General features: G+C 75.2%; 21 protein-coding genes. 7 read left to right on the forward strand and 14 right to left on the reverse strand.

Going from position 1 to position 24549, the window contains the following annotated elements:
* Window positions 1-164 precede the first annotated feature (164 nt).
* Both OG556_RS31280 and OG556_RS31285 read left to right on the forward strand, forming a co-directional pair.
* Window positions 165-1181 (forward strand): LacI family DNA-binding transcriptional regulator, encoded by a 1017-nt coding sequence (locus OG556_RS31280; RefSeq protein ID WP_371522043.1) that lies wholly within the window; start codon window positions 165-167, stop codon window positions 1179-1181.
* Between the two features lie 101 nt (window positions 1182-1282).
* Window positions 1283-3715 (forward strand): polysaccharide lyase 8 family protein, encoded by a 2433-nt coding sequence (locus tag OG556_RS31285; RefSeq protein WP_371522045.1) that lies wholly within the window; start codon window positions 1283-1285, stop codon window positions 3713-3715.
* Between the two features lie 51 nt (window positions 3716-3766).
* Here OG556_RS31285 and OG556_RS31290 read toward each other — a convergent pair whose 3' ends face one another.
* Both OG556_RS31290 and OG556_RS31295 read right to left on the reverse strand, forming a co-directional pair.
* On the reverse strand, window positions 3767-4336 hold the full coding sequence (locus OG556_RS31290; protein WP_371522047.1) for a DinB family protein: 570 nt from the start codon (window positions 4334-4336) through the stop codon (window positions 3767-3769).
* 56 nt (window positions 4337-4392) lie between these two features.
* Window positions 4393-5388: a DUF2690 domain-containing protein gene (locus tag OG556_RS31295; protein ID WP_371522048.1), complete on the reverse strand. Its 996-nt coding sequence runs from the start codon at window positions 5386-5388 to the stop codon at window positions 4393-4395.
* A 241-nt stretch (window positions 5389-5629) separates the two neighbouring features.
* Here OG556_RS31295 and OG556_RS31300 point away from each other — a divergent pair, with 241 nt between their 5' ends.
* A complete protein-coding gene (locus tag OG556_RS31300; RefSeq protein WP_371522050.1) occupies window positions 5630-6421 on the forward strand; it encodes a methyltransferase domain-containing protein in 792 nt (263 codons plus the stop codon).
* Between the two features lie 18 nt (window positions 6422-6439).
* On the opposite strand, the gene OG556_RS31305 is transcribed toward OG556_RS31300, so the two are convergent.
* Window positions 6440-7147 carry a TetR family transcriptional regulator gene (locus OG556_RS31305; protein ID WP_371522052.1) on the reverse strand — a complete coding sequence of 236 codons (708 nt, stop codon included), beginning with the start codon at window positions 7145-7147 and terminating at the stop codon, window positions 6440-6442.
* Window positions 7148-7227: 80 nt separating this feature from the next.
* Between OG556_RS31305 and OG556_RS31310 the strand changes: the two genes are divergently transcribed.
* On the forward strand, window positions 7228-8097 hold the full coding sequence (locus OG556_RS31310) for an SDR family NAD(P)-dependent oxidoreductase (protein WP_371522054.1): 870 nt from the start codon (window positions 7228-7230) through the stop codon (window positions 8095-8097).
* Between the two features lie 16 nt (window positions 8098-8113).
* Complete coding sequence (locus OG556_RS31315) at window positions 8114-8857, forward strand: SDR family NAD(P)-dependent oxidoreductase (protein ID WP_371522056.1); 744 nt, start codon at window positions 8114-8116, stop codon at window positions 8855-8857.
* Window positions 8858-8922: 65 nt separating this feature from the next.
* On the opposite strand, the gene OG556_RS31320 is transcribed toward OG556_RS31315, so the two are convergent.
* From OG556_RS31320 to OG556_RS31355, 8 genes are all read right to left on the reverse strand, one after another.
* On the reverse strand, window positions 8923-10728 hold the full coding sequence (locus tag OG556_RS31320; RefSeq protein ID WP_371522058.1) for a beta-galactosidase: 1806 nt from the start codon (window positions 10726-10728) through the stop codon (window positions 8923-8925).
* Window positions 10729-10803: 75 nt separating this feature from the next.
* On the reverse strand, window positions 10804-11703 hold the full coding sequence (locus tag OG556_RS31325) for a sugar phosphate isomerase/epimerase family protein (RefSeq protein WP_371522059.1): 900 nt from the start codon (window positions 11701-11703) through the stop codon (window positions 10804-10806).
* Window positions 11700-12872, reverse strand: a complete 1173-nt coding sequence (locus tag OG556_RS31330; RefSeq protein ID WP_371522061.1) for a dihydrodipicolinate synthase family protein — start codon at window positions 12870-12872, stop codon at window positions 11700-11702. The genes OG556_RS31325 and OG556_RS31330 overlap by 4 nt, the downstream gene beginning before the upstream one ends.
* On the reverse strand, window positions 12872-13975 hold the full coding sequence (locus tag OG556_RS31335) for a Gfo/Idh/MocA family protein (protein WP_371522993.1): 1104 nt from the start codon (window positions 13973-13975) through the stop codon (window positions 12872-12874). The genes OG556_RS31330 and OG556_RS31335 overlap by 1 nt, the downstream gene beginning before the upstream one ends.
* An 84-nt stretch (window positions 13976-14059) precedes the next feature.
* Window positions 14060-15109 carry a hydroxyacid dehydrogenase gene (locus OG556_RS31340; protein WP_371522063.1) on the reverse strand — a complete coding sequence of 350 codons (1050 nt, stop codon included), beginning with the start codon at window positions 15107-15109 and terminating at the stop codon, window positions 14060-14062.
* Window positions 15106-16020, reverse strand: coding sequence for a carbohydrate ABC transporter permease (locus tag OG556_RS31345; RefSeq protein ID WP_371522065.1), 915 nt, complete (start codon window positions 16018-16020; stop codon window positions 15106-15108). The genes OG556_RS31340 and OG556_RS31345 overlap by 4 nt, the downstream gene beginning before the upstream one ends.
* Window positions 16017-16967, reverse strand: coding sequence for a carbohydrate ABC transporter permease (locus OG556_RS31350; RefSeq protein ID WP_371522068.1), 951 nt, complete (start codon window positions 16965-16967; stop codon window positions 16017-16019). Before OG556_RS31350 ends, OG556_RS31345 begins: the two co-directional genes overlap by 4 nt.
* A complete protein-coding gene (locus OG556_RS31355) occupies window positions 16964-18301 on the reverse strand; it encodes a sugar ABC transporter substrate-binding protein (RefSeq protein WP_371522070.1) in 1338 nt (445 codons plus the stop codon). Before OG556_RS31355 ends, OG556_RS31350 begins: the two co-directional genes overlap by 4 nt.
* A gap of 209 nt (window positions 18302-18510) precedes the next feature.
* On the opposite strand from OG556_RS31355, the gene OG556_RS31360 reads away from it, so the two are divergent.
* Together OG556_RS31360 and OG556_RS31365 are read left to right on the forward strand one after the other, a co-directional pair.
* Window positions 18511-20502: a DUF2264 domain-containing protein gene (locus OG556_RS31360; protein WP_371522072.1), complete on the forward strand. Its 1992-nt coding sequence runs from the start codon at window positions 18511-18513 to the stop codon at window positions 20500-20502.
* Between the two features lie 9 nt (window positions 20503-20511).
* The gene (locus tag OG556_RS31365) at window positions 20512-21306 is read left to right on the forward strand and encodes a sugar phosphate isomerase/epimerase family protein (RefSeq protein WP_371522074.1); all 795 of its coding nucleotides are present in this window, start codon (window positions 20512-20514) and stop codon (window positions 21304-21306) included.
* Between the two features lie 80 nt (window positions 21307-21386).
* Here OG556_RS31365 and OG556_RS31370 read toward each other — a convergent pair whose 3' ends face one another.
* The 3 genes from OG556_RS31370 to OG556_RS31380 all read right to left on the reverse strand — a co-directional run bounded on the left by OG556_RS31370 (window position 21387) and on the right by OG556_RS31380 (window position 24374).
* Entirely contained in the window at window positions 21387-22451 is a 1065-nt protein-coding gene (locus OG556_RS31370; RefSeq protein ID WP_371522076.1) for a substrate-binding domain-containing protein, read from the reverse strand.
* A gap of 174 nt (window positions 22452-22625) precedes the next feature.
* Entirely contained in the window at window positions 22626-23297 is a 672-nt protein-coding gene (locus tag OG556_RS31375) for a DUF3592 domain-containing protein (protein ID WP_371522078.1), read from the reverse strand.
* A gap of 69 nt (window positions 23298-23366) precedes the next feature.
* Entirely contained in the window at window positions 23367-24374 is a 1008-nt protein-coding gene (locus OG556_RS31380; RefSeq protein ID WP_371522080.1) for a LysR family transcriptional regulator, read from the reverse strand.
* Window positions 24375-24549 lie beyond the last annotated feature (175 nt).

Consider the following 24549-nt stretch of genomic DNA (forward strand, 5'->3'; position numbering starts at 1 on the left):
CCGGCGGAGGTCTTTCGGAGGTCTTCGGAGGTCTGCGGAAGCGGGAAGGGCGGCCGCCCGTATCCTCGGGGCACGGCCCGCCGTGGAGGCCGGGCACGGAGCAGGTCGGGACCGGGGGGACAGCGGTGAGCGACGGGGGGAGAGCCCGGCGGGGCAGGCCCACGGTGAACGACGTGGCGGCGCTGGCGGGCGTGTCGATGGCGACGGTGTCGCGCGTGCTGGCGGGCGACTACCCGGTGGCCGGGGCCACCCGGGAGCGGGTGCTGCGCGCGGTGCGCGACCTCGACTACGTCGTCAACGCGCAGGCGCGGGCACTGGCCGGCCGGCGGTCCCGGACGGTGGCGATCCTGCTGGGCAACCTCGCGGCGCCCTTCCACAACCGGGTCGCCCACGGCGTGGAGCGGCAGGCGGTGGACGAGGGCTGCCTCTGCCTGGTGGCGGCGACCGACGACGACCCCGACCGCGAACTGACGCTGGTCGAGGAGATGCGGGCGCGCGACGTGGAGGCCGTCGTGCTGGTGGGCGGGGTGGAGGACAGCCAGGGGTACCGCACCCGGATCGCCCGGCTGGCGGGCATCCTGGACGCGGCCGGCTCCCGGCTGGTGCTCTGCGGCCGGCCGGCCCCGGGGGAGGAACTGCCGCTGACGGCCGTGCACTACGACAACGCGGGCGGCGCGGGGGCCGCCGTCGACCACCTGCTGGCGCTGGGCCACCGGCGGATCCTGTTCCTCGGCGGGCCGGCCGCGACCACCACCACCCGGGAGCGCCTCGCCGGGTACGAGGCCGCGCTGGCGGCCCACGGCCAGCGCCGCCCGGCCGAACTGACGGTGGAGGGGTGCCACACCCGGGACGGGGCGCGGGCCTGGCTGCGCCGCCGCCTGGCCCAGGGGCCGCCGGACTTCTCGGCGGTCTTCGCGCACGACGACGACGTGGCGGCCGTCGTGCTGACGGTCCTGCGGGAGCACGGGATCGACGTGCCCGAACAGGTCTCGGTGGTCGGCTTCAACGACCTGCCCGGGGCCGAGGACCTCAGGCCCGGCCTGACCACCGTGCGCATCCCGCACCTCGACCTCGGCCGCACGGCGCTGCGCCTCGCGCTGCACCGCCCCGGGCCCGAGCCGCAGCGGGCCGTCCTCGCCACCGAGCTGGTGCCCCGCGGCTCGACGGGGCCGGTCGGGTAGCCGGAACTCCGGTCACTGACCTGTGCCGGAAGCGTTGTCCTCGCGATAGAAAGCGCTTACTCTCCCGTCAGACAAGGGAGTTCGCGAGGAAGGACGGCCCGATGGACAGCTCGTGGACGAAGACCGGTGATCCGGCGGCGATACCGGTCCTGAGCAGGCGTGGACTGCTCAGGACCAGCGCGGCCGCCACCGCCGCGGCGGCCGCGTGGTGGCTCGGCGGGCCCACCGAGGCCCGGGCCGCCGACGGCTACGACGCGATGCGCGCGGCCTGGTCCGAGCAGCTGACCGGCACCGGGTACGACCCGGCCGCGCCGCCGTTCGCCCGCGCGCTCACCGCGCTGGGCGACCAGGCGCGGGGCCATCAGGCCGCGTTGAGCCCGCAGCCCGGGTCGCTCTGGCCCGACCTGCCGGTCGGCTCGGCCTCCGCCGCCGTCACGTCGACGGTCGGGCGGCTTCGGCTCATGGCCCTGGCCCTCACCCGGCCGGCCACCGGCTCGACGGGCGATCCCGGCCTCGGCGCCGCCGTCGCGACCGGCCTGGACTGGGTGCTCCAGCGCGCCTACACCGCCACCACCACGTCGTACGGGAACTGGTGGGACTGGCAGATCGGCGCCCCCCAGGCGCTGCTGGACGTGTGCGTGCTGATCGGCGACCTCCTGACGGCCGAACGGGCGGCCGCGTGCGGTGCGGCCGTGGACCACTTCGTCCCGTCCACGGTGGTCGACAAGTACACCGGGACCAGCACCGGGGCCAACCGGGTGGACCTGTGCCGGGTGCTCGCGCTGCGCGGTGTCATCGGCCGCTCGGCGGCCCCGGTCGCCGCCGCGCAGCGGGGGCTGTCACCGGTGTTCCGCTACGTGACCACCGGCGACGGGATCTACGCCGACGGCAGCTTCGTCCAGCACACCTGGGTGCCGTACACCGGCAGCTACGGCGAGGTGCTGCTCGGCAGCCTGGGCCGGCTGCTGCGCCTGCTCGCCGGAACGCCCTGGGCCGTCACCGATCCCGCGCTGCGGAACGTCTTCACCGCCGTGGACCGGGGGTTCCTGCCGTTCCTGTTCAACGGCCTGGTGATGGACGGGGTTTCGGGCCGCGCCGTCAGCCGGGGCGTGCAGGCCGGCGACGCGCGGCGGGCCCGCCTGGACGACCACGTGCGCGGCCACGCCCTGCTCGGGGACGTCCTGCGGCTGGCCGACTCCGGGTCGGTGCCGGCCGCCCAGGCGGCGGCCTGGCGCGCCGCCGTGAAGGGCTCCCTCCAGCGCGACCAGGTGCTCCCGTACCTGTCCAACGTCCTCGCCGACGTCCCCGAACTCGCCCGCGCACAGGCCCTCCTGGCGGACTCCGGCACCCGGGCGGCGGACGAGGGCACGGGCAGCCGGGTGTTCACCATGGACCGGGCCGTCCACCGCCGGCCCGGCTGGAGCGCGCAGCTCAGCCTGTCCTCGTCCCGGACCGCCTTCTACGAGTGCGGGAACGGCGAGAACCTGCGGGCCTGGCACAGCGGCAGCGGAATGCTCTACTGGTACGGCGGCGAGCAGGGCGACGAGCAGTACAGCGACTCCTTCTGGCCCACTGCAGACCCCTACCGGCTGCCCGGCACCACCGTGTCGACGCGCCCGCTGGCCGACGGGGCCGGCGGCGACTGGGGCCAGGCCCGCCCGGCGACCGCCTGGGCCGGCGGGGCGAGCGACGGCGACCGGTCGGTGGTCGGCCAGGACGTCCGGGGCCTCGGCTCCACCCTGGTCGGGCGCAAGTCCTGGTTCTGCCTGGACGATTCGATCGTCTGCCTCGGCGCGGGCATCGGCTGCACCGACGGCGTCGCCGTCCGCACGACCGTCGACCACCGCAACCTCGGGGCCCGCGAGGACCGGGAGTTCGTGCTGGACGGCGTCAGCCAGCCCGCCGACCCCGGCTGGAGCCGGAGGGCCGACGGCGTCCGCTGGGCGGCGCTGGCCGGGTCGGGCGCCTGGGTGTTCCCCGACGGCGCCACCCTCGACCTCGCCCGCGAACGGCGGACCGGGGCGTGGGCCGACATCAACCGGGGCGGGGCGCCCGACCCGATCACCCGGACCTACCTGTCGATCGGCCTCGACCACGGCACCGACCCCGTCGACGGGACGTACCACTACGTGCTGATGCCCGGGGCCGGCCCGGAGCAGGCGGCGGCCCGCGCGGCGGCCCCGACGGCCACCGTGCTCGCCAACACGGCCGACGCCCAGGCGATCAGCGTGCCCGGACTCGGACTCACCCTCGCCAACTTCTTCTCCCCCGGCACCGTCGGCCCGCTGACCGTCTCCGCCCCCTGCTCCGTCCTGCTCCGCGAGAACGGCGACGAACTCTCCGTCGCCCTCGCCGACCCCACCCGGAAGGCGGCCACCGTCCAGCTGACGCTGGCGAGGGACGGCTACCGGCTCGCGAGCGGCGGCACCGGCATCACGGTGGTCTCGGACTCCGGGCCGCTGGTGCTGCGCTGCACGGTGGCGGGCACCGGGGGAGCGAGCCTGTCGGCGGTGTTCCGGCGGGGCGCCGCCTGACGGGGCCGGCCGCCGAGGCCGGCCGCTGGGTTCAGCGCACCGGGACGGGCCTCACTGGCCGACCCGCCCGTCGAGGCACTCGCGCAACAGGTCGGCGTGCCCGCAGTGACGGGCGTACTCGTCGATCCTGTGCACCAGCAGCTCTCGCACCGCGATGCCGTTCTTCCCCAGCCGCACGCCCGGATCGGGGTGTGCGGCCAGGGCGGCGTCGGTGGCGGCCTGTTCGCGGGCCAGGTCGGCGAAGGCCGCGTCGACCTCGGCCTGCTCGGCGACGGCTCCGTCGAAGTCCGCGTCCCGCTTGCCGTAGAGCTTCGGCAGCGGATCGCCGTCGCTGATCCAGCCGCGCCAGTCCCGTTCCACCTCGGCGAGGTGCCGGACCAGGCCGAGCAGCGACATCGTCGACGGCGGGACGGAGCGGCGGGCCAGCTGCTCCGGGTCCAGGCCCTCGCACTTCATCCGCAGGGTGTGGCGGTAGTTCGTCAGGAAGTCGTTCAGGGTGGCGAGTTCGCCGTCCGGGCTGACTCCCTCGCTGTTGCGGGGGTCGTCGTCCGGGTCGGCCCACATGTCGGGGTAGACGGTCGCCTGGGTCCATCGCTCGGGTCGGTCGCTCATGCGGGCCATGCTCGTTCGTACGGGCCCGGGCCGCCAGTGGGTTTCGCCGCGCTGGTGGCGGCTCCTCAGGGCGTCGGCGTCGGCGTGGGTGTCGGCGCGGGCGTGGGAGCGGCGGCCGGAGGCGGGGGGCTGGGGAGGGCGCTCGCGCGGGCGGCGGGATCGGTGACGACGTCGGTGCAACTGTCGCCGTCCTTCTGGTGGCCGCACACCTGCAAGGTGGTGTCGCCGGGGCTCGCGTCGACCATCACGGAGTAGTTGTCGTAGCCCCAGTGGATCAGGGCGGTCTCCTGCCAGCCGTGGTTGGTGGTGATGGTGGCGCTGTCCCCGGGGGAGCCGTCGGTGATCCCCGACCAGGCGGCCCGGCAGCGCGGGCTGTAGTGGACGTAGAGGACGACCTTGCCCACGTTGCCGGTCAGCAGGGTGCGCTGGTCGACGTCGCACCGCATGGCCTGGGGGTCCTTGCCCGCGCAGCCGACGCCCTCGCAGAGCGGCGCCGGCCCGGCGGTCGCCGTCGCCGCCGCCGTCTTCGGCGGGAGCGTCGCCGCCGATGCCGTGCCGTTGCCGCCGTGCGGGCCGCGCAGGTACAGGACCGCGAACAGGATGAGCACGGCGGCGACGGCGGCTCCCACGCCGGCCGCCGGCCGCCGCCACGGGGCGGGCCGCGGCGGGGCGGGGGCGGCGTCGGGCGCTTCGGCCGCCGGCTCGGGCGCGGCGGCTTCGGCCGGCGCTGCGGGCTGGAGCCCGGGGGCTTCGGCCGGCGCGGGCGCGGCCCCGGGGGAGAGCGCCTCGTCCGCGCCGCGCGCGGCCTCGGCCTTCCGCAGCAGGGAGGTGAGCAGATCGGCGTCGCACTCGACCGTGGCGATCAGGCCGGCCAGGGCCTGCGGGGTGATCAGGCGCTTCCCGTTCAGCCAGCGCTCCCAGGAGGCCTTGCTGAGGTAGGTCCTCTTCCCGAGTTCGGCCAGTGAGATCTGGTGCGCGTCCTTGACCGCACGCAGTTCCTCGGCCAGACGCCGAGCGGGTTCCGAAAGATCGTCAGGGAGCGGCTTCCAGGACTGGCTCATCGCGGGGCACCTCGGGCGGGTCGGCGGAGGATGCAGATTGATCCACTTTCGGATGATCAGTTTAAGCGCTCGATTCCCCTCGGCTCCCGCCCGCCCTCGCGACCCCGGCGGGTAGGCCGACGGCGCAACGGCGTGTCCCCGGGGCGCCTTCGCGCGCCCGGCGCCGATCGCCTACCATCGCGGTCGGCCGCGTCGAGCGACGGGCGGGCGACGGGCAAGGGCGATCCGAGAGGCGCGGAGCATGGGCGACGAGCGCGGCTACCTGCTGGACAACCGGCAGCGGGAGGCGGGTCGACGGTTCGAGGGCATCGCCGAGCTGTTCGACCCGTGGACCCTGGAGCACCTGGACCGGCTGGGCCCGGCCGACGGACACCACTGCTGGGAGGTGGGCGCGGGCGGCCCGGGCATCCCGCTGGCGCTGGCCGAGCGGGTCGGGCCGACCGGCCGGGTCCTGGCCAGCGACCTCGACACCAGCTGGCTGACCGGACTGCCCGCCGACCGCGTCGAGGTCCTGCGGCACGACGTCACCCGCGACCCGCTGCCCGACGAGCTGTTCGACCTGGTGCACGTCCGCCTGGTGCTGGTGCACCTGCCCGACCGGGCCGAGGTGCTGCGACGGCTGGCGTCGGCGGTCCGGCCCGGCGGCTGGCTGGTGGTCGAGGACGCGGACCCGGCCCTGCAACCGCTCGCCTGCCCGGACGAGCACGGACCGGACCAGGAACTGGCGAACCGGGTGCGCCGGGCGTTCCGGGCCCGGCTCGCCGAGCGCGGCGCCGACCTCGCCTTCGGCCGCACCCTGCCCCGGCTGCTCCGCGAGGCGGGCCTGACGGACGTCGCCGCCGAGGCGTACTTCCCCGTCACCTCCCCGGCCTGCCGGGAGCTGGAGGCGGCGACGGTCCGTCAGCTCCGCGACCAGCTGGTCGGCCCCGACCTCCCCGCCGCCGACCTGGACCGGCACCTGGCCAACCTCCGCGACACCGAACTGGACGTGACCACCGCCCCGCTCATCACCTGCTGGGGCCGGCGCCGGTAGCCGACCACGCCGGAACGCTCAGTCCCCGACCGGCCGGGCCGTCGAGGCGACGGCATAGCCGGTGAGCAGGGCGGCCAGGATGTCGGTGAGGCGGGGTTCGACCTCGACGACGGAGTGGCACAGTTCGGGGTCCGTCTCGTAGAAGGCGCGCAGCGTCGTGCCCGGCGCGGCCATCTGCCACAGGGCCCCGGCCATCGACGTCGCGGTCACCACCACGCTGCGCGCCTGGTCGGCGTCGAGCGGGGTAACCGTACGCAGCGCGGTGCCGATCTCGGCCACCTCCGCGATGGCGCGGAGCTTGAACGCCCGGACGGTGTCCAGGGAGACGTTCCGTTCCAGGTTCAGCGGCGTGTGCGCGAGCAGGTCGCAGAAGAGCGGGCGGGCCACCAGGGAGTGGGCCAGGACGCCGGCGATCGAGCGGGCGGCCTTCTCCCGTTCCGGTCCGGCGGCGCCTCCGTAGGGCCGGACGGCGCCGAGGCGACTGCGCACCTCGGCCGACCACTCCTGCCAGCCGTCCGCCGCCAGGCGCAGGAAGATGTCCTCACGCGTCTCGAAGTAGCGCAGCATCGCGGATTTGTGCATGCCGACCTCGTCGGCGATGGCGGTCACGGTCACCGCCCGGACTCCGTTCGCCGTGGCGAGGCGTTCCGCCGCGGCCAGGATCGCGTTCTCGCGGGCGCGCTTGGCCTCGGGGGTGCGGGCGCGCTGGAAGTCCGGGTCGGTCATTGCTCCACTATAGCGAAACGATGTTGCACTAACAGTGCAACGGGGTTGCGTTAATAGCACAACGGTGTTGCAGTAGAGCCATGAGCACGCAACCGCAGACATGGTTCATCACCGGCTCCTCGCGCGGCTTCGGCCGCGCCCTGACCACGGCGGCCCTGGCGGCCGGTGACCGGGTCGTGGCGACGGCCCGCAAGCCCGCGCAGCTGGACGACCTGGTCGCCAGGTACGGCGAGCGCATCCTCCCGGTGCCCCTGGACGTCACCGACGCCGCCGCGGCCGAGGCCGCCTTCGCCACCGCGCGCCAGGCGTTCGGCCGGGTCGACGTCGTCGTCAACAACGCCGGCTACGCCAACCTCGCACCCGTGGAGACGGCCGCCGAGACGGACTTCCGCCGCCAGTTCGACACCAACTTCTGGGGCGTCTACAACGTCTCCAAGGCCGCGTTGCCCCTGCTCAGGGAGCAGGGCGCCGGCCTCGTGATCCAGTTCTCCTCCATCGGCGGGCGCGTCGGCGGGAACCCGGGGCTCGGCTCCTACCAGGCGGCCAAGTTCGCCGTCGACGGCCTGAGCCGCGTCCTCGCCGCCGAGACGGCGCCGCTGGGCATCCGCTTCCTGGTGGTCGAGCCGGGCGGGTTCGCCACCGACTGGGCCGGAGCCTCGATGGAGGTCGACGACGTCCCCGCCGAGTACCAGGCCACCGTGGGCGCCATGGCGGACCTGCTGCGCAGCGGCGCCGCGTCCGTGGGCGACCCGGACCGCGCGGCCGAGATCCTGGTCCGGATCGTCAAGGCCGGCAACCCGCCCGCACACCTGCTGCTGGGCGGCGGCGCGGCCCGGATGGCCCTGGACCACTCCCACGGCCAGATCGCCGAAGCCACCGCCTGGCAGGCCGTCTCGGCCTCCGCCGACACCGGCGCCGACTACCCGGTCGACCTGCCCGCCGGCGGCTGAGGAAGGGGTGGGACGGATGCGACCCTTCACCGGGAGAACCGCACTGGTCACCGGCGCCGGATCGGGCATGGGGCGCGCCACCGCGATCCTGCTGGCGCGGCGGGGCGCCGCCGTCACCGTCGTCGGCCGGCGGGAGCACAGGCTCGCCGAGGTGGTCGCGGAGATCACCGCCTCCGGCGGGCGGGCCCTCGCCGTCCCGGGAGACGTCAGCAGGCCCGAGGACCAGGAGCGCGCGGTCGCCCGTACCGTCGAGGAGTTCGGCGCCCTCCACCACGCCGTCAACAACGCCGGCGTGTCCGGTGACTTCACCCCGCTGCCCGAGATGACCCCCGAGCAGTGGCGGCGCACCGTCGACATCGACCTCAACAGCCTGTTCTACGGGATGAAGTACCAGATCCCGGCGATCCTGGCGGCCGGCGGCGGCGCGATCGTCAACGTCTCCAGCGTGTTCGCCGACCGGGGAGGCCCGACCGCGGAGTACTCCAGCGCCAAACACGGCATCCGCGGCCTGACGCGCACCGCGGCGATCCAGTTCGGAGGGCAGGGAGTGCGCGTCAACGAAGTGCAGCCCGGCGTCATCGACACCGAGATGACCCGGGCCGACCCCGACGGCACCCGGCGGGTCGTGGACAGCGGGATCCCGCTGGGGCGGGTCGGTTCCGGGGAGGAGATCGCGACGGCCGTCGCGTTCCTGCTCTCCGACGACGCCTCCTACGTCAACGGCAGCCACCTCGCCGTCGACGGCGGCTTCCTGGCCTGAGCCGCGTCGGCCGCGACGGACCCACCGGGGCGGGTCCGTCGCGGCCGACGGGTCTTCGGCTCGCCTCAGAACTCGGAGCTGGGGGCGTCCGTGACGGGGCCGAGGTCGGGTCGGTCACGGAGGTCGAGGGCCTCGCCGTGGCGGGTGAGTTCGAGGAGGACGAGGGTGTTGGTGCCCGGGCGCCAGAGCGGGGCGGGGGCGTAGAGGGTGCGCTGGGGGCCCTCGTCGGTGTAGCGGCCGAGGAGGAATCCGTTGAGCCAGAGCAGGCCGCGGCCCCAGCCGGGGAGGGCGAGGAAGGCGTCGGCGGGGGTGTCGAGGTCCGTCTCGAAGCGGTGGAAGGCCGGGTCGCCGTCGGTGACGGCGGTGGCCGGGTCGAAGGCCAGGCCGCTCAGGTCGGTGAGGGGGAGCGGGCGGATCTCCCAGTCGTGGAGGCGCTGGCGTTCGTGTGAGACGCCGCGCCGGATGCCCTTGCGGTCGTCGAGTTGGGGGCCGTAGTTGGTGCGGCCGAGCGCCTCGACCAGGATGTCCAGGGTGGTGCCGGCCGCCGTGGTGGCCAGCGGGAGGGTGGCGCCGGGGTCGTTGCGGTCGAGGGTGCCGAGGGGGTTGCCGTCGGCGAAGACCTGGGCGCGGTCGCCGAGGCCGTCGATGCGCAGCGGCAGGGTGGGGCGGGGGCCGGGGACGCGGGTGCGGTAGTGGATGAGGCCGAGGGACTGGCCGAGGTTCTCCATGGGTTCCGGGACGGGCCGGTGGTGCGGGGCGGCGAGCGCGTCCAGGGAGTCGAACAGGCGCGCCCGGCCGGTCCCGCGGTCGATGCGGCGCGGGGCCAGGCGGGGCGGCTCGGCGGGGAGTTCGCCGTCGGGCAGGGGGAGGTACCGGCCGATGACGTCGCGCAGGGCGTGGAACTTGGGGGTGAGCTCGCCGGCCTCGCCGATGGGGGCGTCGTAGTCGTAGCTGGTGGTGGTGGGCTCGTAGCCCGGGGTGTCGGGGCTGGTGCCGGTGTGGTTGGCGCCGGACCAGAGGCCGAAGTTGGTGCCGCCGTGGGCCATGTAGAGGTTGACGGAGGCGCCGGTGGCGAGGAGTGCGTCCAGGGAGCGGGCGGACTCCTCCGGGTCGCGGACGTGGTGGGGCCCGCCGACGCGGTCGAACCAGCCGATCCAGAACTCCATGGCGGCGAGCGGCCCCTTGGGCTGCTGGCGGCGCAGTACCTCGAAGCGCTCGGGAGCGCGGGAGCCGAAGGTCGCGGTGGCGAGCAGGCCGGGGATCGCGCCGCCCTGCTGCATGAAGTCCTCGGCGCCGTCGGCGGTGAACAGCAGGCAGTCCACGCCGCGCGCGAGGAGGCCGTCGCGCAGGTGGGCGAGGTAGCCGGCGTCGGTGCCGTAGCTGCCGTACTCGTTCTCGACCTGGACGGCCACGACGGGGCCGCCGCGGCTCGCCAACAGCGGCACCAGCTCGGGAACGAGGGCGTCGAACCAGCCGTCCACGGCGGCCAGGAAGGCGGGGTCGGCACAGCGCAGGCGCAGGCCGTCGACGGCGAGCAGCCGGGCGGGCAGGCCGCCGAACTCCCATTCGGCGCAGATGTAGGGGCCGGGCCGCAGGATGACGTCCAGCCCGTGCTGCTGGGCCAGCCGGACGAACCGGGCCACGTCCCGCCAGCCGGTGAAGTCGATCTCACCGGTGGGGAGTTCGTGGAAGTTCCAGGGGATGTAGGTGTCCACGGTGTTGACGCCGAGGGCGCGCAGGCGGCGCAGCCGGTCGTCCCAGAGCTCGGGGTGGACGCGGAAGTAGTGCAGGGCGCCGGCGACGATCCGGTGCGGGGACCCGTTGCGGCGGAATCCGGAGTCGTCGTAGTCGAGTTCGATCGTTTCGATCATGGCGTGACCAGCTTTCGAGGGTGTGGCACGGGCTGCCAGGGTAGGGCCGGACGGTGAACGTCCGACGCCCGGCGGCTACCGGCGTGGCGCGGCGACCACGTGGGTGCGGTGGCGGTCGGCCACGGTGGCGAGGGTCTGCGCGCCGGGGGTGGCCCAGATCCGCTCGTTGAAGATCTCGACCTCGATCCAGCCGGTGTAGCCCGCGGCCGTGACCTGGTCGGTGAGGGAGCGGAAGTCGATGTGGCCGTCGCCGACGTGGCCGCGCCCGAGCAGGACGTCGGCGGGCAGCGGCAGCGTCCAGTCGCACACCTGGTAGGCGGCGATGCGGCCGTCCCGGCCCGCCCGGTCGATCTGCTCGGGCAGCGCCGGATCCCACCAGACGTGGTAGCTGTCGACGACCACGCCGACCTGGGCGGCCGGGTGCGGCGCGGCGAGGTCGAGCGCCTGGCCGAGGGTGGAGACCACGGCGCGGTCGGCGCAGAACATCGGATGCAGCGGTTCGATGGCCAGCCGTACACCGAACTGTCCGGCGTACGGGGCGAGTTCGGCGAGCAGGTCGGCGATCCGGGCGCGCGCGCCGGGCAGGTCACGGCTGCCCTCCGGCAGGCCTCCGACGACCAGCACCAGGGTGTCGGTGCCGAGTTCGGCGGCCTCCTCGACGGCCCGCCGGTTGTCGTCGAGCGCGGCGCGGCGGCCCTGCGCTCCGGCGGCGGTGAGGAAGCCGCCCCGGCAGAGGCTGCTGACGGTCAGGCCGCTGTCGCGGACCAGCCGGGCGGCGCGGGCCGTTCCGGTCTCGGCGACCTTGTCCCGCCACAGGCCGATCGCCGGGATGCCCGCCTGCGCGCAGCCCCGGACGGCCTCGGGCAGGGACCAGTGCTTGGTGGTGATCTGGTTGAGCGAGAGCCGTTCCAGCCCGGGGGCGGCGATACCCGGCAGGGCGGCGGGGCCCGGTGTGGTGGGGCCCGGTGCGGTCATGCCGACCACCCGGCCAGCGCGAGGTAGCGGCGCATCCGGTCGGCCGCGAGCTCGGGGTCGGGGAGCACCCCGGCGGCGTCGGCGAGCCGGAGCAGCTCGACGAGGTGCGGTACGGACCGGCCGCTCTGGGCGCCGGCCACCATGGTGAAGTGCTCCTGGTGGCCGGCCAGGTAGGCGAGGAAGACCACACCGGTCTTGTACTGGTAGGTCGGCGCCGCGAAGAGGTGCCGGGCCAGCGGAAGCGTCGGGCCGAGCAGCGCGTCGTAGCGGGCGGTGTCGCCGGCGTCCAGGGCGTGCAGGGCCGCCGCGGCGTGGCCGGCGATCGGGTCGAAGACGCCGAGCAGGGCGTCGCTGTGGCCGAGTCCGTCGCCCTTGATCAGTTCGGGGTAGTGGAAGTCGTCGCCGGTGTAGAGCCGCACCCCGGCGGGCAGGGCGCGGCGCAGCGCGACCTCCCGGTCGGCGTCCAGCAGCGACACCTTGATGCCGTCGATCCGCCCGGGGTGTTCGCGGATGAGGGTGAGGACGGTGTCGGTGGCCGCGTCGAGGTCGGCGGAGCCCCAGTAGCCGGCCAGTGCCGGGTCGAAGGCGGCGCCGAGCCAGTGCAGGATCACCGGCCGGGCGGACTGCCGGATCAGCCCGTCGTAGACGCGGAGGAAGTCCTCCGGGCCGCGGGCGCGGGAGTTGAGGGCCCGGCTGGCCATCAGGACGGGCTGCGCGCCGGCTGCCTCGACCACGGCGAGCTGCGCCTCGTAGGCGTCCGCGACCTCGCTCAGGGCGGCGGCCGTGATGTCGCTCAGGGAGTGTGCCGGGTCCATGAGTTGGTCGGTGCCGACGCCGCAGGCGAGCCGGCCGCCGACGGCGCGGGCCGCCGCGCCGGAGCGGGTGATGAGTTCGCGGGTGGCGGCCCAGTCCAGGCCCATGCCGCGCTGGGCGGTGTCCATGGCGTCGGCGACGCCGAGGCCGAGCGACCAGAGGTGGTGGCGGAAGGCGAGGGTGGCGTCCCAGTCCAGGGCGGCCGGGGCGCCGGCGGCGTTGGCGCCGAGCGGGTCGGCGACGACGTGGGCGGCCGCGAAGGCCGTGCGGGAGGCGGGCGGGTGTGCGGGCAGGTCGAGCGGTGCGGGCTCGCGCAGCCGCAGCCGGCCGTGTCCTGGCAGGTTCAGTTCGGCCATCAGAGCACCAGCTCGGGGACGTCGAGCCGGCGGCCCTCGCGCGCCGAGCGCAGGCCGAGTTCGGCGAGCTGGACGCCCTTGGCGCCCTCCAGGAGGTCCCACGGGTAGGCGGAGCCGGTCGCCACGTGGCGCAGGAACAGCTCCCACTGCACCTTGAAGCCGTTGTCGTACTCCTCGTTCGCGGGCACCGGCTGCCACTGGGCGCGGAAGGGGTCGGTGGCCGGGAGGTCCGGGTTCCAGACCGGCCGGGGGGTGGTGGCTCGGTGCTGGATGCGGCACTCGCGCAGCCCGGCGACGGCGCTGCCCTCGGTGCCGTCGACCTGGAACTCGACCAGTTCGTCCCGGTCGACCCGCACCGCCCAGGAGGAGTTGATCTGCGCGACGACGCCGCCGGCCAGCTCGAAGACGCCGTACGCGGCGTCGTCGGCGGTGGCGGGGTAGGCCCGGCCCTGCTCGTCGACGCGGCGGGGGATGTGGGTGGCGGTGTGCGCGTACACCGTGCGGACGGGCCCGAAGAGGTTGTCCAGCACGTAGCGCCAGTGCGGGAACATGTCGAGGATCATGCCGCCGCCGTCCTCGGCGCGGTAGTTCCAGGACGGGCGCTGGGCGCTCTGCCAGTCGCCCTCGAAGACCCAGTAGCCGAACTCGCCGCGCACGGAGAGGATCCGGCCGAAGAACCCGCCGTCGACCAGCCGCTTGAGCTTGCGCAGCCCGGGCAGGAACAGCTTGTCCTGGACGACGCCGTTGCGGACGCCGGCCGCCCGGGCGAGGCGGGCCAGTTCCAGGGCGGCGTCGAGGGATTCGGCGGTCGGCTTCTCGGTGTAGACGTGCTTGCCGGCAGCGATCGCGGCGCGCAGGGCGGCCTCCCGGGCGGGGGTCACCTGGGCGTCGAAGTACACCTCGGTGAGCGGGTGGGCGAGCGCCTCGTCGAGCGAGGTGGTCCAGTGCTCCAGGCCGTGGCGTTCGGCCAGGGCGCGCAGCTTGGCCTCGTTGCGGCCGAGCAGGATGGGTTCGGGCCAGAGCACCCGGCCGTCGTCGAGGTCGAGGCCGCCCTGCTCGCGGATGGCGAGGATCGAGCGGACGAGGTGCTGGCGGTGGCCCATGCGGCCGGTGACGCCGTTCAGGACGACGCCGATCACCTTGCGGTCCACGGGTGTTCTCCTTGCAGCTGGTAACGGGGGGCGCGGTCAGGCGGTGCGGTGGATGCCTTCGGGGTGGACGGCGTGGGCGAACGGCAGGCCCCGCGCGTAGCGGGCGAGTTCGTCGGCGGCGGCGGCGGCCATCCGGTGCAGCTCGCCGCCGAGCGAGCCGGCCACGTGCGGGGTGAGCAGGACGTTCGGCAGCTCGTACAGCGGTGAGTCGGCGGGCAGGACCTCGGGGACGGTGACGTCGAGGACGGCGTCCAGGCGGCCGGCGACGAGTTCGTCGGTGAGCGCCTGCTGGTCGACCAGCGAGCCGCGGGAGGTGTTGACCAGGGTGGCGCCGTCGCGCATCAGGGCGAGCCGGCGGCGGTCCACCAGGTGGTGGGTCTCCGGCAGTTCGGGGGCGTGCACGGTGACCACGTCGGAGGAGGCGCACAGGTCGTCCAGGCCGACGGCCCGGGCGCCGAGCGCGGCGGCCTCGGCGGCCTCCACGTACGGGTCGTACAGCAGCAGGTCGAGGTCGTGCGGGCCGAGCAGTTCGAGCACCCGGCGCCCGATCCGGGAGGCGCCGACGACGCCGACCGTGCGCCGGTAGTTCCCGGCGGTGGCGTAGGCGCCCTGCCAGTCGTGCGGGGCGCGCCGGTGCCGGTAGTCCTCGCGGATCGCCAGCAGCCGCTTGTTGGCGAGCAGCACGGCGGCGACGGTGTACTCGGCGACGGGCAGCGCGTTGGCCCAGGCGGCCGAGGTGACCTGGAGGCCGCGCCGCCAGCAGGCGTCGGTGACGTGGTGCTTGACCGAGCCGGCGGCGTGGATGACGGCGCGCAGCCTGGGCGCGGCGGCCAGCACGGCCTCGTCCAGCGGCGGGCAGCCCCAGCCGCTGATGATGACCTCGGTGCGGGCCAGCGCGGCGGCGGCCTCGGGGGCGGCGAAGTCGTCCACCACCAGGTCGGGGTCGAGGTCGGCGAGGTCGGTGAGCCGCCGGACGGCGTGCCGGTCGAGCAGCCGGGCGGGCAGCGCGCGGTCCATCGCGAGCAGGGCACGGGGCCGGCGGGCCGGGGCGGCGGGGGAGGGGATGTCGGCCGTGGTGGTGGTCATTTGACGCTTCCTGCGGTCAGGCCGGCCCGCCAGTGGCGTTGCAGGCCGACGAAGGCCGCCACCAGCGGGAGGACGGCGAGCAGCGAGCCGCTGACGACGAGGGGGTAGTACTCGGGGAAGGCGTGGGTCTGGGCGTTCCAGCTGAACAGGCCGAGGCTGACCGGGAAGAGCCGGTTGTCCGAGAGCATCACCAGGGGGAGGAAGAAGTTGTTCCAGATCGCGGTGAACTGGAAGAGGAACACCGTGACGAAGCCGGGCGTCATCATCCGCAGGCCGATCGACCAGAAGGTGCGCAGTTCGCCCGCGCCGTCCATCCGGGCCGCCTCCAGCACCTCCCCGGGGACGTAGCCCGCGCAGAACACCCGGGCGAGGTAGACGCCGAAGGGGTTGACCAGGGAGGGCACGAAGACCGCCCAGAAGGTGTTGACCACGCCGAGGTCCGAGGCGAGCAGGTACATCGGCAGGGCCAGCGTGGTGGTGGGCACCAGCACGCCGAGCAGCACCAGGCCGAACAGCTTCTCCTTGCCGGGGAAGGCGTGGACGTGGAACGCGTACCCGGCGCAGACGCAGACCAGGGCGCAGGCCAGGGCGCCGAGCCCGGCGTACAGCAGGGAGTTGAGGTACCAGCGGAAGTAGATGCCGTCCCCGGTGGTGGCCAGCGCGTGCAGGTTGTCGCCGAGGTGCCAGGTGGAGGGGGAGAGGGCGCGCCCGCCGAGCAGGTCGCCGGTGTTCTTGGCGGCGGCGGTCACCAGCCACAGCAGCGGCAGCAGGGTGTAGGCGGTGGCGAGGACGAGGGCGCCGTTGACGGCGGCCTTGGAGAGCGTCCACGGCCGGCGGGGCGGGTGTCCGTGGGGGTGGTTGCGGGCGGCGGAGCGCTGCCGGGGGCGGCGTCCGGGGGCGAGCGTGGTCATGCGGTGGCCTCCGTCCGCCGGTCCGGGCGCGGGCGGGTGGCCCGGGTGACGAGGAAGGACAGCGCGGCGGCGGCGAGCGCGAGCAGCACCGAGGCGGCGGCGGCCAGGCCGTAGTCGCCCCGGTCGAAGGCGGCGGTGTAGGCGTACATGCTGGGCGTCCAGGTGGAGACGACGCCGGGGGAGGCGCCGTGCAGGATCATCGGTTCGGTGAAGAGCTGGAGCGAGCCGATCAGGGTGAACAGGCCGACCAGCACGATCGAGGCGCGGATGAGCGGGATCTTGACGCTGACGGCGGTCCGCAGCGGTCCGGCGCCGTCGACGACGGCCGCTTCGAGGACTTCGCGCGGGACGGCCTGGAGCGCGGCGTAGAAGATGACCATGTTGTAGCCGGTCCACTCCCAGAGCGCGATGTTGACCACGGCGGGCAGCGGCGCGCCGAACGGGTCGGGGTGGGCGCCGCCGGCGTTCAACAGGTCGATGACCGGGCTGATGCCGGGTGTGTACAGGTAGACCCAGATCAGCGCGGCGATGATGCCGGGCACCGCGTGCGGCAGGAACAGCGCCAGCTGGAAGAAGCGGCGGGCGCGGGCCAGCGCCGAGTCCAGCAGCAGCGCGAGCAGCAGCGCCAGCCCCGTCATCAGCGGGATGTAGAGCAGGCAGTACTGCGCGGTGGTCCAGAAGCCCGAACGGAACGCCTGGTCGCCGAGCGCCCGGGCGTAGTTGCCGAGGCCGGTGAAGACCGTCTCGCCGCCGCCGAAGCCGAGCCCGGACCGGTGCTCGGTGTACAGGCTGAGGTGGACGGCGTAGCCGATCGGGACGAGCGTGCAGGCGGTGAACAGGAGCACGAACGGGGCGAGCAGGACGGCCGGCGCCCCGTACCGCCCGCGCCGGCGGGCGCGGGCGGCGACGGCGGGCCCGGGCCCGGTGCGGGGCGGCTGGGCGGTCACTGCTTGACCTTGAGGCCGCGGTTCTTCAGCTCGGCCAGGGTGGACTGCTGCGCGGCGTCGAGGGCCGCCTGCACGGTGCCGCCCTGGGTGAGCTTGCCGAACGCGTCCTTGAGCGCGTTGTTGGTCGCGTTCATCGTCGGGCCCCACTGCCAGTTCGGCTTGATCGACTTCGCGGCGTCCGTGTAGAGCGCGTACACGTCCTGGCCGCCGTAGAAGTCGGCCTTGAAGGCCTCCTCGGCCACCGGGACGAGCGCGGGCGCGGCCGGGAAGGCGGAGGAGGTGCCGGAGGCGATCCGGGCCTTGATGCCCTCCGGCGTGGTGGTCGCCCAGGTGGCGAACTCGACGGCGGCCTTGGCCTTCTTGCTGTTCTTGGAGACGGCGAAGGTGGTGCCGCCGACCATGCCGCTGGCCGGGGTGCCGTCCCAGCTGGGCACCGGGGCGACGGCCCACGTGCCGGCCGCGTCGGGCAGGGTGCCCTTCAGCACCCCGCCGCCCCAGGAGGCGCCGAGGTAGCCGGCGGTCTCGCCCTTCTGCAGCGAGGCCGTCCACGGCTGGCTGAACGAGGGCTGGACGCGGACCAGGTCCTCGGCGATCAGCTGTTGCCAGTAGTCCGCGGTCTGCTTGGTCCCGGCGCCGTTGAGGTCGACGCTCCAGGCGTCGTCGCGGCCGGTGAACCAGTGGGCGCCGGCCTGCCAGGCCATCGCCTCGAAGGTGGCCGGGTCGTCGGGGAAGAAGGTGGCGATCCGGGTGTCCGGCTGGGCCTGCTTCAGTTTCTGCGCGGTGGTGCGGAATTCGTCCCAGGTCTTCGGCGGGGTGAGGCCGGCCCGGTCGAAGAGGTCCTTGCGGTAGTAGAAGGCCTGCGGCGAGGCGTCCAGCGGCAGCGCCCAGGTGCGGCCGCCGAGGCTGGTCAGGTCCATGGTCTGCGGCAGGTACTTCGCCTTGAGCTCGCCGGGGACGAGCCCGGAGATGTCCTGGACGGCGCCCTGGCTGACGAAGTCCGGCAGTTGGGCGTACTCGACGTTGAACACGTCGGGGGCGTTGCCGGCCTTCACCGCGTTGGAGATCTTGGCGTACCCGCCGGCCGTGCCGGAGGGTATCTCCTCGTAGACCACGTTGACGTCGGGGTGGGAGGCGTTGAAGGCGGCGACGACCTCCTTCGTCCCCTTGGACCAGGCCCAGAAGGTCAGGGTGACCGGCTTGCCGTCGTCGGCCTTCGGGGCCCCGCCGCCGTTGCCGGCGCAGGCGGTGAGCAGGACGGTGGACAGCAGGCCGCCGGCGGCCGCGCGGAGGAGTCTGCGCCGGGGGTGGGGGAGGGCGAACGGGAGTGAGGGCATGCACGACTCCGGGAGAGGGGGGCGCGGCCGGGGAGTCAGGGGGCTGCCGGTGGCCGCGACCGGGCGGGCAAGTGGTCGCCATCCTGGGCGGGCGAACGATCGAAGTCAAGAGATCGGGATCAAATGATCCGTTGCGATCAAAAGCCTTGACGAACGATCAACGGCTTTCTAGATTCCCCGCACAGGGCGCGACTCCCGAGCCCCGGGCCATGGAGGACACCGCCGTGCTGCTGCCCCCGGAAGACCACGCCCTCAGCCCCCGCACCGGCTGGACCAGAGCCCACTGGGAGGCCGCCGCCGACGGGCTGCTCGACGCCGTCCTCCCCTGGGCCGGCCCAGGACACGCGCTGATCGACCTCCCCGGCCCCCGGCCGAGCTGGTCCGGCCGCCGCTCCGACGCCCTCGAAGGCTTCGCCCGCACCTTCCTCCTCGCCGCCCTGCGCATCGCCGGCGCCGGCGGCGCAGACCCGCACGGCCTGCTCGACCGCTACGCCGCCGGACTCGACGCCGGCACCCGCCACCCCACCACCGCGCGCGACCTCACCGACGACGACCCGGCGTCCTGGCCCGTCGTCACCGACCGCGGCCAGGCCATGGTCGAGGCCGCCGCCATCGCGTTCGCCCTGCGGCTGACCCGCCCCTGGCTCTGGGACCGCCTCCCCGCCGACGTCCGGACCAGAACCGCCCGGTGGCTCGCCGAGACCCTCCACCGCACACCCAACGACAACAACTGGTGGCTCTTCCCGCTCGCCGTCGGCGGCTTCCTCGCCGAGGCCGGCGTCGAGGAGCGCGCCGCCCGCGCCGCCGTCCGGCGCGGCCTGGAACGCATCGACCGCTTCTACCTCGGCGACGGCTGGTACACCGACGGCCGCCCCCGCGCCTTCGACCACTACAACGGCTGGGCCCTGCACCTCTACCCCGTGCTGCACGCCCACCTCGCCGACGACCGCGCCCTGCTCGCCGAGTACGGCCCCCGGCTCGCCGCCCACCTCGCCGACCACGCCCACCTGTTCGGCGGCGACGGCGCGCCGGTGCACCAGGGCCGCTCGCTGATCTACCGGTTCGCCGCCGCCGCCCCGCTCTGGGCCGGCGCCCTCACCGGCCACACCCCGCTCACCCCCGGCACCACCCGCCGACTCGCCTCCGGCGCCCTGCGCCACTTCCTCGACCGCGGCGCCACCGGCCCCGACGGCCTGCTCGCCCTCGGCTGGTACGGCCCCCACCCCCCGCTCGTCCAGCCCTACTCCGGCCCCTCCTCGCCCTACTGGGCGGCCTCCGGCTTCCTCGGCCTGCTGCTGCCCGCCGACCACCCTGCCTGGACGGACCGCGAGGAGCCCGCCCCCGCCGAACGCCGCGACACCGTCCGCGCGCTGCCCGGCCCCGGCTGGCTGGTCCAGTCCACCGCGGCCGACGGCCTGGTCCGCCTCCACAACCACGGCAGCGACGACCAGCCCGCCGACCGCGTCCACCCCGACGACCCGCACTACGCGCGGCTCGCCCACTCCACCGCCACCGGCCCCGTCCACACCGGTCCGGCCGACAACCACCTCGCCCTGCTGGTCGACGGCGAACCCACCGAACGCGGCCCGATCACCCCGCTCGCCACCGGCGACGGCTGGGCGGCCTCCACCCACCGTCCCCGGGCCGCCGGACACCCCCTGCCGGGCGTCACCGTCACCTCGCTGACCCTCGCCCACGGCGCCGACGAGGTCCGCGCCCACCTGGTCGTCGGCGCCCCGCCCGGCACCCCGCTGCGCGAGGGCGGCTGGGCCGTCGCCGGAGACCACCTGCCACCCGCCCGGCCGTGCACTGCGGTTGCCTCTGCCACCGCGACCGCCCACACGCTGGACGGCCGTCTGCTGGCCAGCGAACTGCGCGCCCTGCACGGCTACACCGCCGCCAGTACCAGCGCCGTCCCGGATGGCACGGCCTTCGGCGCGGCCGCCGCCCTGCCGGTGCTGACCGGCGCCACCGGCGGGGCCGTCCACCTGCTGGTCTGCGCAGCCCGCCTCACCGCCGCTCATCTCACCGCGGCCGCGGACGAACTCCCGCCGCTCGACCGGCTGACGGCGGACGTGGCGGCCGCCCCCGACGGGGCGTACCGGCTGCGGGTGCGGTGGGCCGACGGAGCCGTCCACGAGGCGCAGCTGTCGCCGGGAGCGGCCTTCGCCCGCCGACTTCCGCCCGGCGCCCGAACCTGAGGAGCACCCGTGCCGCTCGCCCTGTCCACCCTCGGCCTGCCCGACCTGCCGCTCGCCGCCGCCGCGCGCCTCGCCGCCGACCACGGCTGGCACGGGCTGGAACTGCGCTGCGCCCCGGGCCAGCCGGTCCACCCCGGCCTGACCGCCGAGGAGCGGCGCGCCGCCGTGCGTGCACTGGCGTCCACCGGGACGGTCCCGCTCGCGCTGGCCTCCTACCTCGGCATCGCCGCCCCGGGCGCGGACGCCCCGCTGCTCGCCGACCTCGGCGGACACCTGGAACTCGCCGCCGACCTGGGCTGCCCGGCCGTGCGGGTCTTCCCGCGCGGCGGCGCCGCGCCCGGCCCGGCGGCGGCCGACGAACGGGCCGATGAGCGCGCCGCCCGGCGGCTGGCCGCCGTCGCTGACCGTGCGGCCGTGCTCGGCGTCCGGGTCCTGGTCGAGACGCACGACTCGCACCCGACCGGCCGCGACCTCGCCCGGCTGCTCGCCCCCGTCGACCACCCGGCCGTCGGCGCCCTGTGGGACCTCCAGCACACCGTCCTCGGCGGGGAGCCGCCGCAGGCCACCCACCGGGCGCTGGCCGACCGGCTGGGCCACGTCCAGGTCAAGGACGTCGCCTCGGCCGCCGACCGCACGCCGCTGCCGCTCGGCGCCGGCACCCTGCCGATCGCCGCCTGCCTCGCCCTGCTGCCGGCCGACGTCTGGGTCTGCTGGGAGTACGAGGCGCCGTGGTACCCCGAGGCCGCCCCGCTGGCTCCGCTGCTCGGCGCGGCCGCCGACTGGCTGGCGGGACTGCGGCGGTAACGGGCCCCCGGCCCGGCCCATGGGCGGACCGCCCCGCGAAGGCGGCAGCCGGACGGGCTCCCCGGCCGGGGGCTGGGGGCTCAGCCGCCGCAGGAGGTGCGGACGCGCAGGGCCGGGAGCAGGGAGATCCGGTGCACCGGCAGGTCGGGCCCGGCGGTGAGGCGGCGCAGCAGCAGGCCGACGGCGGTCTCGCCGACCGCGCGGGTCGGCGGGGCGACGGCGGTCAGCGGCGGGGCCGCCAGGGCGGCGAACACGTCGTCGTAGGCGATCAGCGCGAGGTCGTCGGGCACCGCGAGGCCGCGGGCGCGGAGCAGCGGGAGCAGCTGGATCGCGTCCTGGTCGTTGTGGATGAGGGCCGCGCGGACGCCGTCGGACACGGCGTCGGCGATCAGCCCGGCGAGCCGGTCGGAGTCGGCGGGGCGGCCGTCGTCACCGAGGGTGTCCAGGACGGGCAGGGCGGCCAGGCCGAGCAGTTGGGTGCCGTGCTGGTAGCCGGCCCGGACCTCCCGGGCCGTCCAGGAGTCGCCGCGGGCCGCGAGCAGGACCCGGTCGTGGCCGAGGTCGGCGAAGTGGCGCAGCGCGAGGAGGACGCCCTGCCGGTGGTCCGAGCCGACGGAGTCCAGGCCGGCGCCGGGGCCCCCGTACTCGGGCGCGCCGCGTTCGACCAGGACGGCGGGCACCGGCAGGTCGTCCAGCCAGTCGTGGGTCTGCGCGGGCCCGCCCGGCAGGAGGTTGGGTGCGAGCAGCAGCCCGTCGAGGCCGGACTCCAGCAGCCGTTCGGCCTGGGTGTGGTCGTCGCGGGCCTCGTAGGGGGCGATGCCGAGGACCAGCCGGGCGCCCGCCGCCGTCGCGGCGGCCCGGGCACCGTTGATCAGCTCGTCGAAGTACGACCCGACGGAGGGCACCAGCAGCCCGAGGGTGCGGGTCCCGCTCTCGCCGTCCGTCGGCTTCTCCGGTGTGCGCCGTACGACGAACCCGTGCGAGCGCCCCACCCGGCCGGCTTCGGCCAGCGCGGCGACGTCCCGCCGCACCGTCACCGCCGGAATGGCGAGCCGCGCCGCCAGGTCGGCGAGCCGCAGGGGCCCGCTCGCCTCGCCGACGGCCTTGAGGATCAGGTCCCGACGTTCCTCGGCCGAGATGGTCATCGCCTGTCCCCCGTACTGCTCCGAACCGTGGCTGGTTGATCGGACCATATCTTTCGATCGACTTCCGATCAAGTATGACCGCGATGCCGCACCTCGGTACCCCGCCGGGCCGCCCGCGCGTCCACGGCGACGACCCGCCCGACAAGGCCCGCCGCCTCCGTTGCCGCTCCGGCGTCAGTAGTTCGTGGCCTCCTCCAGGACCCACCAGACGCACAGGCTGAACGGGATGCCGAGCCCGCCCACGACGACCGCGATCCACAGCGGCCAGTAGCCGCCGTCGGTGACGGGATCCCGTTGCGGGTGGGCGGGATCGATCCGCACGTCGATCCGGTGCCCGTCGGGCCACTGTCCGTCCGTGCCCTCGGCGGCGCGGTACTCGTGCCCGTCCGCCGTCCAGAGGAAGGTGCACTCGGTGCTGGTGTCACCGCTGCTGTGGCAGCCGGTGACGGTGGCGGACACCCGCAGCGTGGCGTGCAGGTCGCGGTCGTGCTCGTGGAACCAGCCGCTGAGGGAGAAGGCGAAGCAGCCGGCGAAGGTGCAGAGCATCAGGGCGAGCATGGCGGCGTGGAACAGGGCGGAGACGGAGCCGGAGCGCGGGCTCTCGCCCAGGGCCAGCCGCACCGGCGAGGCCAGGGCCGCGAGTGCCGCCGCGCCGGCCGCGCCGATCCAGCCGGCGTACCAGGGCGTGGATCCCCACGGCGTGCAGGCCGTCGTCACCGCGCCGGCCAGCGTGGTGGCCCAGGCCGCCCGTTGGAGCAGGCTCGTGGCGGCGCGCGCCCGGCGGCGCAGCCGGCCGGAGGGGGGAGGAGCAGGGACGGGGGGTCGCTCGTCCGCGATGGTGGTCACCCGGCCACGCTGGCAGAGTGCCGGGCCGGGCACCAGCAAGCGGGGCTGACCCCCGGCGTTCAGCAGCGCTTACGGCGTCCCGGCGGGCGGGCCCTCAGGTGTGCTCGACTCACTGGGGTCGACCAGGCGGCCGTTCACGCGCGGCTCACTCTCGGTCAGGCCCTGGGCCGCCAGCCGCTCGCTCGCCGCCAGCAGCGCGCTCTGCAGCGCCTCGGCCGCCGCCCGCACCGCCGGTGGCGCCCCCCACGGTCCGGTGCGGCGCAGCAGGCGCACCAGGTAGGCGCCCGGCACCGGCAGTGCGGTGACGGTGCCGGCGCCCGGGCCGATCAGGGCGGCGGCGTTCGCGGGCAGGATCGCGGCGCCCAGGCGGGCGGCGAGCATGGTGTAGACGGCGAAGCGGTAGCGGGCGGTGTGCTCGACCAGGGGCACGATGTCGTGCCGGGCGGCCAGGCGCTGGAAGGCCAGCTGCCGGGGCGAGCCGGCCGGGGCGGCGATCCAGGGGCGGCCGGACAGCCGGGCCGGGTCGGTGGGCGGGGGCCAGTCGGAGGGGACGACCAGGCGGTAGGCGTCCTCGAACATGACGCTCGCCTCGATGCCGGGCGGCAGCGGGGTGGGTTCCTGCCGGTCGTCCTCGATGACCAGGACGTCCAGTTCACCCAGGCGCAGCGCGCGCAGGCCCTCCTGCCGTCCGGCCTCCACGAGGCGGGGGGCCAGGTCGGGGTGGGTGCGGGCGAGCAGGTGGACGGCGGTGGTGGCGAAGAACGTGATGGCGGGCGGCGGCACGCCGATGGCGACCGGGCCGGCGGCAGCGGCGCCGAGCGCGCGCAGGTCGCGGGCGGCGTCCTGGAGCGCCTGGCCGATCCGGTCGCCGTAGCCCGCCAACAGGCGGCCCGCGGCGGTCAGTTCGGCCCGCCCGCCGGTGCGGTCCACCAGGGGGACGCCGACCTCGCGTTCCAGCCGGCCCAGTTGCTGGGACACCGCGGAGGGGGTGTGGCCCAGCGCGCGCGAGGCGCCCGCCACGCTGCCTTCGTCGGCGATCCGGCGCAGGATCAGCAGCCTCTTCGGGTCGAGTTCCACCGCTGTGCCGCCCTTTCGCCGCGCCCGGGGTCGAGGACGCCCATCCTGGCAGACCATGCGAGGTCCGGGCCTGGCGGAGAGTAGCCTGGACATCACCGAAGGCACCTCGCATGCCGGGCAGGACACCTGGCGTCGTCTCCGGCGAACGGCGATGCCGGATCCGGCCCGAGGCCGG

The organism is Kitasatospora sp. NBC_01300 (assembly GCF_041435235.1).
Lineage (GTDB): Bacteria > Actinomycetota > Actinomycetes > Streptomycetales > Streptomycetaceae > Kitasatospora.